15 protein-coding genes and 2 pseudogenes are annotated in these 16,335 nt (G+C 72.0%); 4 read left to right on the forward strand and 13 right to left on the reverse strand.

What is annotated here, in order from left to right; genetic code table 11:
* Window positions 1-401: 401 nt before the first annotated feature.
* Entirely contained in the window at window positions 402-2,081 is a 1,680-nt protein-coding gene (lnt, locus tag AAHZ94_RS00110) for an apolipoprotein N-acyltransferase (protein WP_502964545.1), read from the forward strand.
* Between the two features lie 65 nt (window positions 2,082-2,146).
* Here lnt and AAHZ94_RS00115 read toward each other — a convergent pair whose 3' ends face one another.
* Entirely contained in the window at window positions 2,147-3,046 is a 900-nt protein-coding gene (locus AAHZ94_RS00115) for a Gfo/Idh/MocA family protein (RefSeq protein WP_349989715.1), read from the reverse strand.
* Window positions 3,047-3,317: 271 nt separating this feature from the next.
* On the opposite strand from AAHZ94_RS00115, the gene AAHZ94_RS00120 reads away from it, so the two are divergent.
* Window positions 3,318-3,863, forward strand: coding sequence for a DinB family protein (locus AAHZ94_RS00120; RefSeq protein ID WP_349989716.1), 546 nt, complete (start codon window positions 3,318-3,320; stop codon window positions 3,861-3,863).
* Between the two features lie 430 nt (window positions 3,864-4,293).
* Here AAHZ94_RS00120 and AAHZ94_RS00125 read toward each other — a convergent pair whose 3' ends face one another.
* The 8 genes from AAHZ94_RS00125 to AAHZ94_RS00160 form a co-directional block, all read right to left on the reverse strand.
* Window positions 4,294-4,908, reverse strand: a complete 615-nt coding sequence (locus AAHZ94_RS00125; RefSeq protein ID WP_349989717.1) for a hypothetical protein — start codon at window positions 4,906-4,908, stop codon at window positions 4,294-4,296.
* Window positions 4,909-5,392: 484 nt separating this feature from the next.
* Window positions 5,393-6,073, reverse strand: coding sequence for a uracil-DNA glycosylase (ung, locus tag AAHZ94_RS00130; protein ID WP_349989718.1), 681 nt, complete (start codon window positions 6,071-6,073; stop codon window positions 5,393-5,395).
* A 214-nt stretch (window positions 6,074-6,287) separates the two neighbouring features.
* Window positions 6,288-7,058 (reverse strand): SDR family oxidoreductase, encoded by a 771-nt coding sequence (locus tag AAHZ94_RS00135; protein ID WP_349989719.1) that lies wholly within the window; start codon window positions 7,056-7,058, stop codon window positions 6,288-6,290.
* A gap of 46 nt (window positions 7,059-7,104) precedes the next feature.
* Window positions 7,105-7,866, reverse strand: coding sequence for a 3-oxoacyl-ACP reductase FabG (gene fabG / locus AAHZ94_RS00140; RefSeq protein WP_349989720.1), 762 nt, complete (start codon window positions 7,864-7,866; stop codon window positions 7,105-7,107).
* A gap of 132 nt (window positions 7,867-7,998) precedes the next feature.
* Complete coding sequence (locus AAHZ94_RS00145) at window positions 7,999-8,394, reverse strand: DUF3037 domain-containing protein (RefSeq protein WP_349989721.1); 396 nt, start codon at window positions 8,392-8,394, stop codon at window positions 7,999-8,001.
* Window positions 8,391-9,224, reverse strand: a complete 834-nt coding sequence (locus AAHZ94_RS00150; RefSeq protein ID WP_349989722.1) for a HipA family kinase — start codon at window positions 9,222-9,224, stop codon at window positions 8,391-8,393. The genes AAHZ94_RS00145 and AAHZ94_RS00150 overlap by 4 nt, the downstream gene beginning before the upstream one ends.
* Before the next feature lie 258 nt (window positions 9,225-9,482).
* Entirely contained in the window at window positions 9,483-9,653 is a 171-nt protein-coding gene (locus tag AAHZ94_RS00155; protein ID WP_349989723.1) for a hypothetical protein, read from the reverse strand.
* 380 nt (window positions 9,654-10,033) lie between these two features.
* On the reverse strand, window positions 10,034-10,795 hold the full coding sequence (locus AAHZ94_RS00160; RefSeq protein WP_349989724.1) for a serine/threonine-protein kinase: 762 nt from the start codon (window positions 10,793-10,795) through the stop codon (window positions 10,034-10,036).
* Window positions 10,796-11,236: 441 nt separating this feature from the next.
* Here AAHZ94_RS00160 and AAHZ94_RS00165 point away from each other — a divergent pair, with 441 nt between their 5' ends.
* Complete coding sequence (locus tag AAHZ94_RS00165) at window positions 11,237-12,391, forward strand: agmatine deiminase family protein (RefSeq protein WP_349989725.1); 1,155 nt, start codon at window positions 11,237-11,239, stop codon at window positions 12,389-12,391.
* A 35-nt stretch (window positions 12,392-12,426) separates the two neighbouring features.
* Window positions 12,427-13,290, forward strand: a complete 864-nt coding sequence (locus tag AAHZ94_RS00170; RefSeq protein WP_349989726.1) for a DUF4436 family protein — start codon at window positions 12,427-12,429, stop codon at window positions 13,288-13,290.
* A gap of 179 nt (window positions 13,291-13,469) precedes the next feature.
* Here the strand turns inward: AAHZ94_RS00170 and AAHZ94_RS00175 are convergent.
* From AAHZ94_RS00175 to AAHZ94_RS00190, 4 genes and pseudogenes are all read right to left on the reverse strand, one after another.
* Window positions 13,470-13,820 (reverse strand): annotated as a pseudogene (locus tag AAHZ94_RS00175) (urease subunit gamma); the annotation flags it as partial.
* Window positions 13,821-13,915: 95 nt separating this feature from the next.
* On the reverse strand, window positions 13,916-14,491 hold the full coding sequence (locus AAHZ94_RS00180; protein WP_349989727.1) for a TetR family transcriptional regulator: 576 nt from the start codon (window positions 14,489-14,491) through the stop codon (window positions 13,916-13,918).
* 444 nt (window positions 14,492-14,935) lie between these two features.
* Window positions 14,936-15,052, reverse strand: a pseudogene (locus AAHZ94_RS36290) (HipA family kinase); the annotation flags it as partial.
* Between the two features lie 267 nt (window positions 15,053-15,319).
* Window positions 15,320-16,117: an SDR family oxidoreductase gene (locus AAHZ94_RS00190; RefSeq protein ID WP_349989728.1), complete on the reverse strand. Its 798-nt coding sequence runs from the start codon at window positions 16,115-16,117 to the stop codon at window positions 15,320-15,322.
* Between the last annotated feature and the right edge of the window lie 218 nt (window positions 16,118-16,335).

Here is a 16,335-nt window from a genome sequence, read left to right on the forward strand (position 1 = left end):
GGTGTCGACATCGTGCAGCGCGGCGGGCGGCGTCGGAACCGTCGCCGCGGCTGCGCACCGCGGCACGGGCACGGCGGGAGGGCCCGGCCAGGCGGGCCGGAGCCCGCAGGGCCAGCGGCTCGAATGGAGGTGGTTGCATGCGCCGGATGCAGCCGATGCGCGGGTGGCTGCCGCGCACCGACCGCGCCCCGGGCCGGGCAGCCGACCCACTACGGAACCCCCTACAGGGCCCGTCGCAAGACCCACCGCAAGGCCCATCGCAGAACGCGCAACAGAGCCCGCAGCAGGACGCGCCGCGGAGCGCACGGCAGGCCCCGGAGCGGGCCGCTCCCGCCCGGTCACCGGGCCCGCTCCCGCATCCCCCGCAGCCGGAACGGCGCTGGCGCCGCGTACCCCGCCTGCTGTCCCGGGCCGGCCGGCGGCCCGCCCGCGCCGCGCGGCTTGGCCGGTGGTGGCTGGGGCGGTCACGGCTGGGCCGGTCGGTCCTCGCGCTGGGGGCGGGGGCGCTGCCCGCGCTGGCGTTCCCCACCCCGTCGCTGTGGTGGCTGGCCTACGGGGCGCTGGTGCCCTGGCTGCTGCTGATCCGTTCGGCGCCCAGCGGTCGCCGGGCGGCCTGCGAGGGGTGGCTCGGCGGCGTCGGGTTCCTGCTGGCGGTGCACCACTGGCTGCTGCCCGTCGTCCACGGGTTCATCGTGCTGGTGGCGCTGGGGCTCGGGATGCTGTGGGCACCGTGGGGGTGGCTGGTGCGCCGGCTCCTCGCGCCGGGCCCTGACGCGGGGCGGCGGGCCGCCGGCGCCCTGGTGCTGCTGCCCTGCGGCTGGCTGATGGTGGAGTCGGTCAGGTCCTGGCAGTACCTGGGCGGGCCGTGGGGGCTGCTCGGGTCGAGCCAGTGGCAGGTGCAGCCGGCGCTGCGGCTGGTGTCCATCGGCGGCGTCTGGCTGGCCAGCGCGCTGATCGTGACCGTGAACGTCGCGCTGGCCGCCGCGCTGGCCCTGCCCCGCGCCCGCGCGACGGCACTGACCGCACTGGTCGGCTGCGTGGCGGGGGTCGCCGGCGCGTGGTGCTGGGCGCCGGTGCCCGAGCGCGCGGGCACCGTACGCATCGCCGTCGTGCAGCCGGGCGTCGTCGAGGGCAGCGGCAACCGCTTCGACCGCGAGGAACAGCTCACCCGGGAGCTCGCCGGGCGGGGCGTGGGGCTGGTGGTGTGGGGTGAGTCGAGCGTCGGCGCCGACCTGACCGAGCGGCCGGATCTCAGGCGGCGGCTGACCGCACTCTCCCGCACGGTCGGCGCCCGGCTGCTGGTCAACGTGGACGCCAAGCGCCCGCGCCAGCCCGGGATCTACAAGAGCGCGGTCCTGGTCGGCCCGCACGGCCCGACCGGCGACCACTACGACAAGATGCGGCTGGTCCCCTTCGGCGAGTACGTGCCGGCCCGCTCGGTACTCGGTTGGGCCGCCTCGCTCGGCACCGCCGCCCACGAGGACCGTCGGCGCGGGGCCAAGTCGGTGGTGATGCGCGTGCCGGACGCGGACCGTGCGGGGCTGCCCACGCGCCGCCCGCGCGGTACGGGAACGGGCTCGCTGTCGGTCCCGACGGGCATCGGCGGGCTGCGGATCGGCCCGCTGGTGTGCTTCGAGTCCGCCTTCCCTGACATGAGCCGCCGGCTGGTCAGGGACGGCGCACAGGTGCTGATCGCACAGTCAGCCACCTCGTCGTTCCAGCACAGTTGGGCACCGGCCCAGCACGCCTCGCTGGCCGCACTGCGCGCCGCCGAGACCTGGCGCCCGACCGCGCACGCCTCGCTCACCGGGGTCAGCGCCGTGTTCGGCCCGCGCGGCACGTCCGTCGGACACCGGCTCGGCACCGACCGCAGCGCGGCTGCCGTGTACGACGTGCCGCTGGCCCGGGGCACCAGCCCGTACGTACGGTTCGGCGACTGGCCCCTGTACGCGGCGGCCCTCACCCTGCTCACCGCGGCGGTACTCGCCACCGGCCGCGCGCTACGCCGCCGCCACCGGCCCGCCCCGCCCACCGCACCGCTCCCCGAGCGCCAGCCCACCGCCGACCGGGCGAGCGACTGACCTGCCCGTTGTGGTCGGGCGCGGGCTCGGGTTCGGGTTCGGGCGCGGGCACGGCCCGGTGGCCGTCAGCTCGTCAGTGCCTCCGTGACGATGTGCTCGCACAGTTCGTGCGTACGCAGCGCGTCCTGCGCGTCGAGTACCTGCCCGGCCCGCACCGCGTCCAGGAAGGCCAGCGTGACCTGCTCGATGCCGCGCTGCTGGGCGACCGGCACCCAGTCGCCGCGGCGGCGCAGGCTCGGCTGCCCCTTGTGGTCGATGACCTCGGCGAGGTTGAGCACCTGGCGCTTGGTGCCCTGGCCGGAGACCTCAAGGACCTCCTCGGTGGAACCGCTCATCCGGTTCATCGTGCCGATCGCCGTGAACCCGTCCCCGGAGAGCTGGAGCACCACGTGGTGCATCAGCCCGTCACTGACCTTCGCCCGGACGTCGACGTGCTCGATCGGCCCCGGGGCCAGGAAGCGCAGGGTGTCGACCACGTGGATGAAGTCGTCCAGGACGAGCGTGCGCGGCTCGTCCGCGAGGCCGACCCGGTTCTTCTGCATGAGGATCAGATCGCGCGGGTGGTCCAGGCACTGGGCGTAACCGGGGGCGTAGCGCCGGTTGAACCCCACCATCAGACTCACGCCGCGCTGCTGGGCGAGGGAGACGATGCGCTGGCTGTCGGCGAGCTCGTAGGCGAGCGGCTTGTCGACGTACGTGGGCACTCCGGCCTCGATGAGGCGGGTGGCGATCTCGGCGTGGACCGCGGTGGGGGCGTGGACGAAGGCGGCGTCGAGCCCGGCCGCGAGCAGCGAGTCCAGATCCTGGTGGCGCTGTGCCGCGGGGATGCGCAGCGCGTCGCCGACGCTGTGCAAGGTGGCCGGGGTACGCGTGGACAGATGCGGCTCCACACCCGGTTGAGCGGCGATGACCGGTAGGTACGCCTTGCGTGCGATGTCTCCCAGGCCAATGCAGCCGACCTTCACAGACGTCCCTCCATCCGCACGCCAGCCGGCGCGCCTCGCAGTGCTCCCGCCGTCCGGAAGGTCCCGCTCCCGGCGCCGGTGCTGCCTCGTTGCCCTACCCTGCGCGGGCAGCATACGTGCCGCGCGTACGGCGCTGACCAGGGCCTGCCCCGCTCCGGCCGGCCCGGGCCCGAATCCCGTACGGTCTCCGCGGCGCCCCCTACACGCTGCACCGGGGCCTGGTCGGCAAACGGCGGATATTGCTTGGCCAGCGGCGGAGCGGCAGACCATCATGACCGCCATGACTACGCCCGAGAACACCCCGACCGCATCCGCTGCGATCCTCGCCGACCGCCAGGAGCCGCCTCTGATAGCGGAGGAGCGCCGCATGCTCGAAGCCTGGCTCGACTACCACCGCGAAACGCTGGCCCAGAAGTGCCAGGGGCTGACCGAGGCCCAGTTGCAGGAGGTTTCGACGCCGCCTTCGCCCCTTTCACTGCTCGGTCTCGTACGCCATATGGCCGATGTGGAGCGCAACTGGTTCCGTCGAGTGCTCAGCGGCGAGGACGCCCCGCCCCGCTACTGGTCCACCGAGCGCCCCGACGGTGACTTCGACCTGGTCGACGCCGACGCCGAGGCCGACTTCGCCGCGTGGCGGGAGGAGATCGCGCTCGCCCGTGAGGCGGCTGCCGGCCGCACGCTCGATGACACCGCTCCCCGCCGCGACGAGGTGTTCAGCCTGCGCTGGATCTACATCCACATGATCGAGGAGTACGCGCGGCACAACGGCCACGCCGACCTCATCCGCGAACGCATCGACGGCGCCACTGGCGAGTAGCGCCGGCCCTTGCCGCACGCCGCCCAGTGGCAGGCCCCCTTCTCACGGGCGGGCCGCCCTGGCGGCGGCGCACCGCGCGACACTCCCGACCGTGCACCATCTGCCGTCCCCCACAGGAGCTTGCCCCCACCTCGCGCCACGCCCGATACGCGCACAGCACACGGCTCCCCGAATGCCCCGCCCTACCCCCGTGGGCCCCACCGCCGGCCTCTCGCGCGCATCGCTCCCCCACCGTGCCCCCAACCAACGGCCGCTCCTGTCCACTGGCTTCTCCTGCCGTCTGGCTCTGTCCCGCCACCTAACCTGGTCTGGTCTGGTCTGGTCTGTGGTCTGACGCTGTTCTGCCGTCCAGGTTCTGCCGCCCGGACTTGGTCTGCGGTCTGATCCGGTCTGCGGTTCTGTTTGCGGTCTGATCCGGCTGATGCCTCGCTCACGACCAAGGGCGCTGGCGTGGCGGCGCGGCGTGCTCGCTCACTGCCCCGGAGAGCCGCAGCGCCATCCGCCCAATCGCCACCCGCACCCCCTCGCCGTACGAGTCGTCGCCCAAGGCGCCGGACGCCGCCGTGGCCAGGTCGAGCTGGGCCCGGGCCGCGTCGAGCCGGCCGAGCTTGAGGTAGTCGGCCGCCAGGTTGAGGTGCAGCGAGGGGTAGAACCCGCGCACTGCGGCAGCCCCCTGCCGCCCGTCCGCGCCGGGTTCACCCGCGTCACCCGGACGGCTCGTCGTGGGGCCCGTCGACCCGGTCGTGGGCGCCTGGCCGGCCCGGGTGTCGGCTGGTCCGTCCGGTCCCCGCGTCAGCTTGTCCGCCGCGGCCAGGGCCCGTAGGTCCCAGGCCAGTTCGTCGGCCGGGTCGTCCTGGGTGTCGGCCAGGTAGTGCGCGAGCGTGCAGTGGTGCAGCGAGTCGCCGTCCGGGCCCACCTCCTGCCACAGCGCGGCCAGCCGATTCCGCGCCTCCTCCCGATCACCGCCCCGGTGCAGCATCACCGCCTGGCCGATCCGGGTCAGCACGGCGTCCGGCGACGCCTCCTCCTGCCGCTTGGCCACCATGGCCGCCTCCCGTCTGTGGCATCCAGCGCCCCCTGGTCAGCCCGACGCTAACCGCCGCCATCCGGAATACGGCCGAGGCGCCAGCGGACGCCCCCGACCTGACCGGAGACGACCCGGCCGGCGTACCGACCGTGCCCCGCCCGACGCCCCACGGTCCTCCTGCTGCACCGCCCACCGCGGGGGGCGACTGTACGGCAGGCACGGCATGCGGGACACAGGGGCACGGCACCGCGCGGCGCGGGAGCGGGGCCGCGCTTCCCTGCCGCAGGCCGGGCCGCTGCATGTCCCTCCCCCGGGCCGGGCCCGCACCCACAGCGCCCGTACTCACAGGACCCGTACTCACAGGACCCGTACCAGGGCGGTCGGGGCGAGCCACCCGACGGCAATCCACTCGATGGCAGGCGCCCCCGCCCGTACCCGGCTGCTCCGGAACCCGTCCGGGGGAGGCGCCCACCCTCAGAGCACCGGCGGGCGCGCTCGGCGGCTACTCGGCGAGGTCGGGTATCCGCCAGTCGATCGGCTGGTGGCCCTGTGCGGCGATGGCCTCGTTGATCTGGGTGAACGGCTGGGAGCCGAAGAACTTCCGGGCCGACAGCGGCGAGGGGTGCGCGCCCTGCACCACGGTGTGCCGCTCGGTGTCGATCAGCGGCAGCTTCTTCTTCGCGTAGTTCCCCCAGAGCACGAAGACCACTGGCTCGGGGCGGGCGTCGACGGCGCGGATCACCGCGTCGGTGAAGGTCTCCCAGCCCTTGCCCTTGTGCGAGTTGGCCTCACCGGAGCGCACCGTCAGCACCGCGTTGAGCAGCAGCACGCCCTGCTCGGCCCACGGCATCAGATAGCCGTTGTCCGGGACGGGGTGCCCCAACTCCGCGTGCATCTCCTTGTAGATGTTGCGCAGCGAGGGCGGGGTCTTGACGCCCGGGCGCACCGAGAAGCACAGACCGTGCCCCTGGCCCTCACCGTGATACGGGTCCTGACCGAGGATCAGCACCTTGACCCGGTCGTACGGGGTGGCCTCCAGCGCCGCGAAGACCTCTTCGCGCGGCGGGAACACCGGGCCCCGAGCCCGCTCCTCTTCGACGAACTCGATGAGCCGCGAGAAGTACGGCTGGTGCAGTTCGTCGCCCAGGGCGCCCTGCCAGGACTCGGGCAGCATGTCGGTCACTTGGGTGTTCCTCCGGTCCGTTCGTGCTTGACGGATACGAACGTACCCCCGGCCACTGACAATGGCCGCCACGCGCCGCGTTTGCGCACGTCAGCGCGGTGGAATGGGCCTCCGGCAGCGCGTGTCCCGGCGCCGCGCGCCCCGCGGCCCGCGCCGCGGCCCACCGCAGGGGGCCGACGCACCACAACCGTGGTCGCCGGCCCCGCGCTCCGCCTCAGACGCCGGCGTTGAGGAACAGCCCGCCGTCCACCACCAGGTTCTGGCCGGTCACCCAGGCGGCGTCGGCCGAGAGCAGGAACGCCGCCGCGCCGCCGATGTCCTGCGGCACACCGAGTCGGCCGAGCGGATAGGCCGCCGCTGCCTCCTCCTCGCGCCCCTCGTACAGGGAGGCGGCGAACTTCGTCTTGACCACCGCGGGCGCGATCGAGTTCACCCGCACCAGGGGCGCCATCTCGTGCGCGAGCTGCACCGTCAGGTTGATCATCGCGGCCTTGCTGATGCCGTACGCACCGATGAACGGCGAGGGCGCCAGGCCGGCGATGGAGGCGATGTTGACGATGGCGCCGCCGTTCTCCTTCTGCCACGCGCGGTACGTGTGCTGGGCGAAGCCGAGGGCCGAGACGACGTTGGTCTCGAAGACCTTCCGGGCCACCCCGAGGTCGAGTTCGGCGATCGGGCCGAACACCGGGTTCGTACCGGCGTTGTTGACCAGGAAGTCCACCCGCCCGAAGACCTCCATCACGCGCTCCACCGCCAGCGCCTGGTGGGCCTCGTCGTGGGCCTTGCCCGCCACGCCGATCACCCGGTCAGCGCCGCCCGGGACCGTCGCGCCGAGCGCTTCGACGGCCGCGCCGAGCGCTTCCTCGCCCCGTCCGGTGACGCACACCCGGTGGCCGCGGGCGAGCAGGGCCTCGGCCACCCCGTACCCGATCCCCCTGCTGCCGCCCGTGATCAGGGCGACCTTGCCGCTGTCCGTTGTGCTCATGGGTTCTTCCTCCCTCACCCGTCGCGGGCGTTGGTGGGCGTTGCGGTCAGTTGAGCGGGCCGCCGGCGACGTACAGCACCTGGCCGGAGACGAAGCCGGCTTGGTCGCCGGTGAAGAAGGCGATGGCGTTGGCGATGTCGTCCGGTTCGCCGACCCGCTGTACCGGGATCTGGCTGGCGGCTGCGGCCTTGAAGTCCTCGAAGCCCATGCCCACCCGCTCGGCCGTGGCCGCGGTCATGTCGGTGGCGATGAAGCCCGGGGCCACGGCGTTGGCGGTGACGCCGAACTTGCCGAGTTCGATGGCGAGCGTCTTGGTGAACCCTTGGAGGCCGGCCTTGACCGCGGCGTAGTTGGCCTGCCCGCGGTTGCCGAGCGCGGAGCTGCTGGAAAGGTTGACGATCCGGCCGAACGCGGCGTCCACCATGTGCTTCTGACACGCGCGCGACATCAGGAACGCACCCCGCAGATGCACGTTCATGACCGTGTCCCAGTCGGATTCGGTCATCTTGAACAGCAGGTTGTCGCGGAGCACGCCCGCGTTGTTCACCAGGACCACCGGCGGGCCGAGCTCCGCCGCAACGCGCGCCACGGCGCTCTCCACCTCGGCCGCGTCGGAGACGTCGCAGCGGACGGCGAGCGCGGTGCCGCCCGCCGCCACGATCGTCTCAACGGTGGCCGCGCAGGCCGCCTCGTCCAGGTCGAGCACGGCGACGGCGCGGCCCTCGGCGGCCAACCGCACGGCCGTGGCCGCGCCGATGCCGCGGGCCGCGCCGGTCACGATGGCAACGCGCTGTTCGGTGGTGGACATCCGGTCTCCTCGCCTCGGGAGCGGCGCCCGCATCCGCATCGGTCCCGCCGACCCGAAGACTGAGCAACCGCTTAGTAGCTTCAGCAGACGAGACGCTAGAAGCCGGGCCACCCCCTGTCAACGGTGCCCGGCTCAGCGCACCAGCAGGTCAAGCAGGCGCTCCACCTCGGCCTCGGCGTCGGTGGTGAGCCCGGTGTGCACCGGCCCCGGCTGGACGACCGTACTGCGCGGCGCCACCAGCCAGCGGAAGCGCCGTCCGGCCGCGTCACCTGCGGCTTGCCCCGCCTCCACACCGCCGTGGCAGACGCCTTCGACGGCGCCGAGCGCGGCCCGTACGCCGGCCACGTCCGCCGTGGGGTCGAGGGCGCGCAGCCGGTCTTCGTCCAGATGCGTACGGGCCGCGACCAGCGACCGCGCGTGGCAGTACAGAACGATGCCCGCATTGATCGATTCGCCGCGCTCCATCCGGGGGACCACGCGCAGCAGGGCGTACTCGAAGACGTCACGTCCGTTGTGCAGACCGCTCACTGCGCCGCCTTCCCTTCGGTCCACACCCGGAGCCAGGCGGGTGCCTGGGAGGGTCGCTTCGTGGTGGGCGGGCCGAGCGTGATCCGCTCGTGGATGGTCGCCACCCGTTCGAGAAGGCACTCGACGTACGCGGCACGCAGCCGGTCGGGCCCATCGGCCCCCTCGAAGCCCGGCTCGTCCACCAGCCACTCGTCGGGCACGTCCGCGGCGACCTCGGTGAGCAATTCCCTGGTGACCTTGGGCGCGAGGGCCTTGGCCGCGGCCGGCACGTCCGGGTCGAACGGGGCGAGGACGTGATCGGACGCGTCGTAGGGCTTGGCTGCCGCCTTGGCCGCGGTCGGCCAGTTGTGGTGCCAGATCATCGTGGCGCCGTGGTCGATGAGCCACAGCTCGCCGTGCCACACCAGGAGATTGGGGTTGCGCCAGGAACGGTCCACGTTGTTGATCAGTGCGTCGAACCAGACCAGCCGCCCCGCGTCCACCGGCTCGACCGCGAAGGCGAGCGGGTCGAAGCCGATCGACCCCGGCAGGTAGTCCATGCCCAGGTTCAGCCCGCCGCTGGCCTTCAGCAGCTCCTGCACCTCCTGGTCGGGCTCGGCCAGCCCGATGACGGGGTCGAGCTGCATCCGCACCAGCTCCGGCACCCGCAGCCCAAGACGCCGCCCGAGCTGCCCGCAGATGACCTCCGCGATCAGCGTCTTGCGCCCCTGCCCGGCCCCGGTGAACTTCATGACGTACGTACCGAGGTCGTCGGCCTCGACGATCCCGGGGAGCGATCCGCCCTCACGCAGCGGCGTGACGTATCGGGTCGCTGTGACCTCTGTCAGCACTTTCCCAGGCCACCCATCTCTACAGCCTTACGGTCTATGACGACCTCTCCAAGACACCGAGGCGAAAACTACCGGTCAACGGCGCTGGAACGCATCCGGGGACCTCGACCGACGAATCGGCCTCCCCGCTCCCCCGGCAGACCGTCGAGGACACCGCGCCCCTCGCTGCCGGCCTCCGACACGAAGTGAGCATAGTAACCGAAAGTGACCGCCGGCGAGGAATGCCCGAGCCGCTGAGCGCCGCCCATGGGCGCACGCTTATCTGACCGCTGCCCCGTTGCCGATGCCAGTGCTGTGCCGCTCTTGGGCGGCAAGGAGCTGATCGGCGTGATCGACCGCCCACTGGCCGAGGGCGGCCAGCCGTCCGTCAGAGAGGCTGCCGCCCAACTCGGACAGCTCGTACGCCACGGAGCGGTCGCCGGGAGGCACCGCAGGAGTCTCCTGCCGCGGCCTTGCGGTGGTCCAGGACGTGGTACGCCGCGCCTCCCAGGGGCACGAGCAGCGCGATCGCGAGCACGGTCACGACCAGCCGACGCCGGTGGCGGACGCAGCGCGGGGCGGGAACAGGTCGGTCGGCGCTGTCGTGAACGTGCGGAGCACCGCCTCGGACCGTGGGAGTGGGCGGGGCGAGCGTCGGCTGGGCGGGGACCTGTTGCGGCGGCTCGCCACAGGCCGCGACCTCGCGGCTGACACCGTGCGGGAGCCAGCCGTCGGTGAACTCCAACGCCCTCCCCAGGGCGGGATGGGCGCGCACGGCGTCGATCAGCTCACTTGGAGCGCCCGTCCACAGGGGGTTCGGCCAGGCAGCATCACAGCGGCTCAGCCGGGTCCGGGGGAACCCGGGACAGGTCGGGCTCCTCGTGGACCACCCGGCAGAGCGCGGCGGATTGCGGTCCGTCGCCGAAGGGGAGCGCTCCTCCGGCCATGTAGGCGGCCGGCACGCCGAGGGCGAAGACATCCGTGGCCGGGGTCACCGTCCGGCCCGTCGCCTGCTCCGGCGCCATGGAGGCGGCGGAGCCGATCCACAGCCTGGCACCGGTCAGGCCGGTGGCGTCGGCCGCGCGGGCGATGCCGAAGTCGTTGCCGCGGAGGCCGTCCTCGGTGATCAGCACGTTCGCCGGCTTCGGGTCGCGGTGCACGACGCCCGCCCCGTGGATAGCCTGCGGCGCTTCCGTGGCACCCGCCACAAGCAGCAGCACCGTGCGCACCGGGAGCGGGCCGAGCCGGTCGACCACCTGCCGCAGGGACGGGCCGGCCACGTGGGCGGTGGCCAGCCACGGCGTGGGGGCGTCCACGCCCGAGTCCACCACCTGAGCGGTGAACAGGCCGTGGATGCTCCGGGCGCGGGCCACTTCGCCGGCGCAGCGCCGCCGGAACTCCGGGTCGGCCGCGAATCCCTCCCGCACCACCTGGAGCGCGCCGGGCCGGCCGCCTGGCGTGTGGGCCAGATACACGACGCCGCTCCCGCCGGCGCCGAGCCGGGCAGGCAGGCGGTAGCCGCCGATCTCGTGGAGATCGTGGGCCGACAGGGGTCTGTGGGCGGCCCACACCCCGAAAGGCTGAAGGGACACGGTGACTCTCTCGGCAAGGGGGGCGAACACGGGCGGTCGGTTGCCACACCGGCACGCGAGGGCGCAGCGACCGCTGAGCTGCCCCCGGAGGGCGATCACGTCGCTAACTAAAATTTCAGTTAGTGCGATCGTTTCACCGCGTCACCCCAGAACCCGCCCCGGAACCACGGATTCACCGTGGCTGAGCCACACCCCGCAGCCGCTTCACAGCGTCGAGTCCCGTCGATACGGTCCGATATTTTTGACTGAATTTTCAGTTTGTGTCAGAGTCGCTGGCAGCGCCCGGTTTCGTCCGCAGAAGCCTCATCGCGCTCGCGCTCGACATCCCCCACGGCTTCACCGCACTGGCGCCCATGGCACGTCACTCCCGCGCTGCGCTCACCGAGCGTCGAGCCGATGCGGACGACTACGTTGATCCCACCACGATGATCGGAGCTCACCGTGTCCCCCCTCCTCCCCTCACGCCGCTCAGCCCTCCGTACCCTCACCGGAATCGGCGCCGTCGTCCTGGGCGCCTCGGCCTGCGGCTCCGGCAACGAGCCAGGAACCACGAGCACCTCCGGGAGCGCGGACACAGAGGCGAAGGGCCTGCGCCTGGGCGCCGAGTGGGAGAGCCATGCACGCACCTTCATGTCGTGGCCCGCACTGGACTCGGTGTGGGGCGAGGACCTCCCCTACGTACGCGAGGACATCGCCCGAATCGCGCGCGCCATCGCCGAGTACGAGTACGTCGTGATGATGGCCCGGCCCGGACAGCGGAAGGCTGCCCAGAAGGCATGCGGGCGCGATGTCGAGGTCATCCCTCTGATGGTCGACGACCTGTGGGCCCGTGACACGGTGCCGGTGTTCGTGGAGGACGACGGCAGGACCACCGGCGTCGACTTCAACTTCAACGGGTGGGGCGACAAGCAGGAGCACACCAACGATGCCGAGGTGGGCGCCACCCTCCTGGCCGAGTACGACATCCCCCGTCGCAAGGCCCCGCTGGTCGCCGAGGGCGGCTCCTTCGAGACCGACGGCGAGGGCACCCTTCTCGTCACCGAGAGCTCGGTCGTCAACGACAACCGCAACCGCGGCAAGAGCCGGAATCAGATCGAGGCCGAGATCAAGCGGACCTTGGGCATCGAGAAGGTGATCTGGCTGGCGGGCGTGCGCGGTGAGGACATCACGGACGCGCACGTGGACAGCCTCGTACGGTTCACGGCGCCCGGCGTGGTGCTCCTGGACACGGCGCACCCGGACACGCCGGCCGACTCCTGGTCCCGCTCCTCCGACCAGGCGCGGGCCGTGCTCGGCAAGGCCACCGATGCCAAGGGCCGACCGTTCGAGGTCATCGATCTGCCGCAGCCCGACCTGTACGAGATCACCGGCGAGGGCGACGACTTCGTGTCGACGTACGCGAACTTCTACGTTGCCAACGACTCGGTGTTCATGCCCCAGTTCGGCGACCGGAAGGCCGACAAGCGGGCCCGTAGCATCCTGCGGGAGCACTTCCCCGAGCGCGACATCGTGCCGGTCAAGATCGACACCATCGCCTCCGGTGGCGGCGGCATCCACTGTGCTACGCACGACGAGCCCGGCAAGCCGGTCGACTGAGCCCCGGCCCACCCCACGAAGCACCAGTGGTCACGATGCGACGACTCCCCCGATCCCGCGACAGACTCCTGATCGCGGGGCTGGTCCTGCTCGCCGTCGCGGCGGCCGCGGCCGTCGGGATCTGGGTGCAGGTCGGTGAGCGTCAGGCTCTGGACACCCGCTACCGTGCGGGCGCCTCGGTCCCCGACCGAGTGGACATCGCGGCGTCCGTTCAACGTGTCGACGCCGCCGGCCGGGAGATGGTCCTGCGCGTCCTGGTCACCCCGCGCGGGGACCTGGCGGAGGCGGGCGGCATCTCCCCCGCGCGGACCCTCACCCTGCAGACCTCGCCCTCGGTCCGCGGCGATCTCACCTTCCCGGCCCACGGTCGGATCTCGACCGTGGACGTGCGCGTGGCCTTGACGGCTGGGTCGGTCACGGACTATCCGTTCGACGCCTACGACGCGGCGCTTGAGTTCGGTGTCGTCCAGGGCGGCGAGGCGGTGCCCGTCCGTATGACGCTGTCCAACAGTGACGCGCTGTTCGCCGCCGACATCGACGCGTACGAGGCGGACGGCGCCGCGGTGTTCGACGTCGGCCTCGCCCGCTCCACCAGCGCCCTGATCTTCGCGGTGTTCATGATGGCCGCCATGTGGGCGCTGGCCCTCGCCGTACTCATCGGCGCTTGGTTCCTGCTCAGCCGACGCAAGGGCCTGACCTGGCCCGCCCTCGGCTGGATGGCCGCCACGCTCTTCGCCCTCGCGGCCTTCCGCAACACCGCACCTGGCGCACCGCCGATCGGCTCGCTCCTGGACTACATGGCCTTCCTCTGGGCAGAGGCGCTCATCGCGTTCTGCATCATCACCGTGGCCGTGATGGGGATGCGGGCAGAGGCTCATCCGCCGGAGCCAAAGGACTGAATCGTGTACGCGTGTCTCACAGCCGATACCCGGGCACACGGCGTTCAGGCGCCTGGTTCCCGCGCCGTGACGCAGTGCGCGCCGCTGTTGCCGTTGCCGTTGCCGTTGCCGTAGAGCTTGTCGAGGTTGAGCTGACCGACGGGTCTGCCGTACGCAGCCGCGATCGCCGACCTGGCCGCCGCGTCCTTGGCGGTGTCGCCGAACGGGGCACTGATCACGGCAAGGCGGGTGCCGTCGTCGAACACCGCCTCGATCTGGATCTCCGTCACCACGTCGGTGACGCCGGAGAGCACATCGTCCGGGCGAGCACCCTGCGGCCATGTTTGAGGGCACCAGCCGGACGCAGGCCGTCACGCGCGGCCTCGCACACCGTGTCGGCGATCAGCGCGGTCGCCTCCGGCACAGAGTCGCAGCCCGCACGGTAGGCGGACCCGCGCGAGCCCGGCGGCCGTGGACGGCGACAGCCGGTCCCGCTCCGTCGGGGTCAGGTGCGTATCGCCCCCCTGACGCACGGGCCTGGTGACGCGCATCGCGCGCCATTCCTTCCCCGGAGTTCACGTTCTGGAGTGCCGGACGCGATGTGTGCCGCTCACTGCGACACTGGAGCGGCTACCGGTACGCGCAGTCAGCGGCCCAGTCGCTCGACCTCGGCATCGATGGCCTCGCTCATCAGGGTCCGCGCGTGGGCGATCTGAAGCATGCCGCTGAGCCAGCGCATGCTCAGGCCCTCCGTCAGGGCGGTGAGCCGCTCGGCTGCCGCCGCGAGGGCCGCCGCCGGGGCCATGGGCCGGACCCGGCCCAGCAGGGCCGCCACATCCTGGGTCCATACCAAGGTGGCCCTCGCGAGGTCTTCACGCAGGGCTTCCTCGAAGACGGCGCTGGCCCGCAACTCACCCCAGGCGCTGCTGTTCTCCCTGACCTCGGTCGTGTCCTGGAGCTCAAGGAGCAGAGTCTGTTCCAGTTCCTCGCGCGGGCTGAGCGGCTCGGCCTGCGGGACCTGAGTCGTGTAGCGCTCGGCGCGGTCGCTGATGAACTCCAGTGTCCTGCGCAGGATCCCGGTGCGGTCCTTGAAGTGGTAGTAGATCAGCGCGGTGGATACGCCCGCCTCCTCGGCCAGTTCCTCCACGCGCAGACCACGAACCCCGCGTCGGGCGATCACCCGGGCTGCGGCTTCAAGGATCTGAGTGCTACGAGACGCCATGATCCGAACCCTATCCGGCACCTTCCATCCGGGACATCACGACCTGCCAGCACCGCGTCATACTGACTGATGATTCAGCCAGTGTGCGAGCCTATGGGCCCTGCCCACTCACGCGGGGATCACGTGGCGACGGACCTCCGAAGGGCCATCGTGGAAGGCGTCGCCCGAGTCATTGCCTGGCGGGGTTCCAGGGGCCTCGCACGGAGGACCTGGCGGCCGAAGTCGAGGTCTCCACCGCACCGGTCTACCACCACTTCCAGGACCGGGCCGGCATCCTGCGCCACACGTGGGAGTTCACCGGCGAGCGAGCTGAACGGTGCACGCCCGCTGGGGAGCGCCTGGGGAGAACCGGCCGCACAGGACCGTACGGCCGTGAAAGGACCGGAACGACTCATCAGCGCAGGTCAACACACCGCCAGGAGACGAACTCGCTGATGAGCGCGGTGCGGTGGACGACTTCATGACGTACGTACCGAGGTCGTCGGCCTCGACGATCCCGGGGAGCGATCCGCCCTCACGCAGCGGCGTGACGTAACGGGTCGCTGTGACTTCTGTCAGCATTTCTCTAGGCTGTCCGCCCCTTCCCACCCTTCCGCCGCACCGCCCCCGGCCGATGGGTGGGGCTGATGTTCCGGTGGGCGGAGCCGATGTCCCGGGTCGTACGCGCCTCCCGGCGCCCAGGGGCCGCAGGGCCGCGGCCAGCACGCCGGGGGCCATCGAGACCCACGGGACCGACACGCGTCCCCAGAGCTTCGTCCGGGCGATGGACGGCGCGGCGTGACACCCGGTGCGGGCCGGCGCACGACGCGCCCGGCCCCACCCGCCGGACTATCCAAGTCCCCCACTGCTGTGAAGAAGCTGCGCGTTGACCCACCCACCCGCCGGCGAACAGAGGAAGGTGACCAGGTTGGCGCAGTCCTGAGGCACGCCGAGGCGTCCCAGGGGGGTGGCGCGGACCATGTCCGCCTTGAGTTCTTCGGTCATCCACCCGGTGTCGATCGGCCCGGGGTTGATCGCGTTGCAGGTGATTCCCAAGTGGGCGAGTTCGCGCGCGGCGGCCAGGGTGATGCGGTCCATGGCCCCCTTGCTCGCCCCGTAGGGCAGGTTGCCGACCGTGTGGTCGCTGGTCAGGCTGATGATCCGGCCGCTTCCGTGTTCCCCGCGGAACCGCAGCCCGTGTTCTCGGATCAGCAACCACGTCGCCCGCGTGTTGACCGCGAAGTGCAGGTCGAAGCTCTCCACCGTGGTGTCGAGCAAGCCGGAGTCGACCGACTCGCAGTGGCAGAGCACCAGGGCGGTGACGTTCCCCAACTCCCGCTCGACGTCGTCGAAGAGCCGTGCCGGGGCCGCCGGGTCGCCGAGGTCCGCATCGACCGCGTACGTCCTTGCCCCGAAGGACGCCGCCTTCTCCTGCAACGCGCGGGGCGCACCCGGCTCCGTGCCCCACTCCATCCGCGCGTCATACGCGGTCCAGTACGTGAAGGCCACGTCCCAGCCGGCACGGGCCAGGTCCAGCACCACGGACGCCGCGATGCCCGTCGTCCGTCCTGCTCCCGTCACCAACGCGAGCGGCCGGGCCGCCCCTGTCGCGTCCTGCTGGCTCTTCCCGCGCGTCTCACTCGTCATGCTTCCATCCTGACGTCCAACCCTCCTCCGCAGCACCCGCATTTCCCGGGCCCGTCACACCCTGCACCCCCGCACGACGGGAGACGGCGATTCGACGCGAGCGAGACACCCAACCCGCGGGCCCAACCACCCACTCCGCACGTGCGTTGGGGAGTGGGCGGGCAGGCGGGTGGGCCCAGCCGTGGGTCGCCGCGTGTCGCCCTATGCTGCCCCCGACG

Source organism: Streptomyces sp. HSW2009 (genome assembly GCF_040240285.1).
GTDB lineage: Bacteria > Actinomycetota > Actinomycetes > Streptomycetales > Streptomycetaceae > Streptomyces.

Excerpts from the sequence above, each read along its gene's own strand:
- AAHZ94_RS00135 (WP_349989719.1), bottom strand. The coding sequence starts at position 7,058 with ATGAGCACAACGGACAGCGGCAAGGTCGCCCTGATCACGGGCGGCAGC.
- AAHZ94_RS00125 (WP_349989717.1), bottom strand. The coding sequence starts at position 4,908 with ATGGTGGCCAAGCGGCAGGAGGAGGCGTCGCCGGACGCCGTGCTGACC.
- AAHZ94_RS00170 (WP_349989726.1), top strand. The coding sequence starts at position 12,427 with ATGCGACGACTCCCCCGATCCCGCGACAGACTCCTGATCGCGGGGCTG.
- fabG (WP_349989720.1), bottom strand. The coding sequence starts at position 7,866 with ATGTCCACCACCGAACAGCGCGTTGCCATCGTGACCGGCGCGGCCCGC.
- AAHZ94_RS00180 (WP_349989727.1), bottom strand. The coding sequence starts at position 14,491 with ATGGCGTCTCGTAGCACTCAGATCCTTGAAGCCGCAGCCCGGGTGATC.
- AAHZ94_RS00190 (WP_349989728.1), bottom strand. The coding sequence starts at position 16,117 with ATGACGAGTGAGACGCGCGGGAAGAGCCAGCAGGACGCGACAGGGGCG.
- AAHZ94_RS00120 (WP_349989716.1), top strand. The coding sequence starts at position 3,318 with ATGACCGCCATGACTACGCCCGAGAACACCCCGACCGCATCCGCTGCG.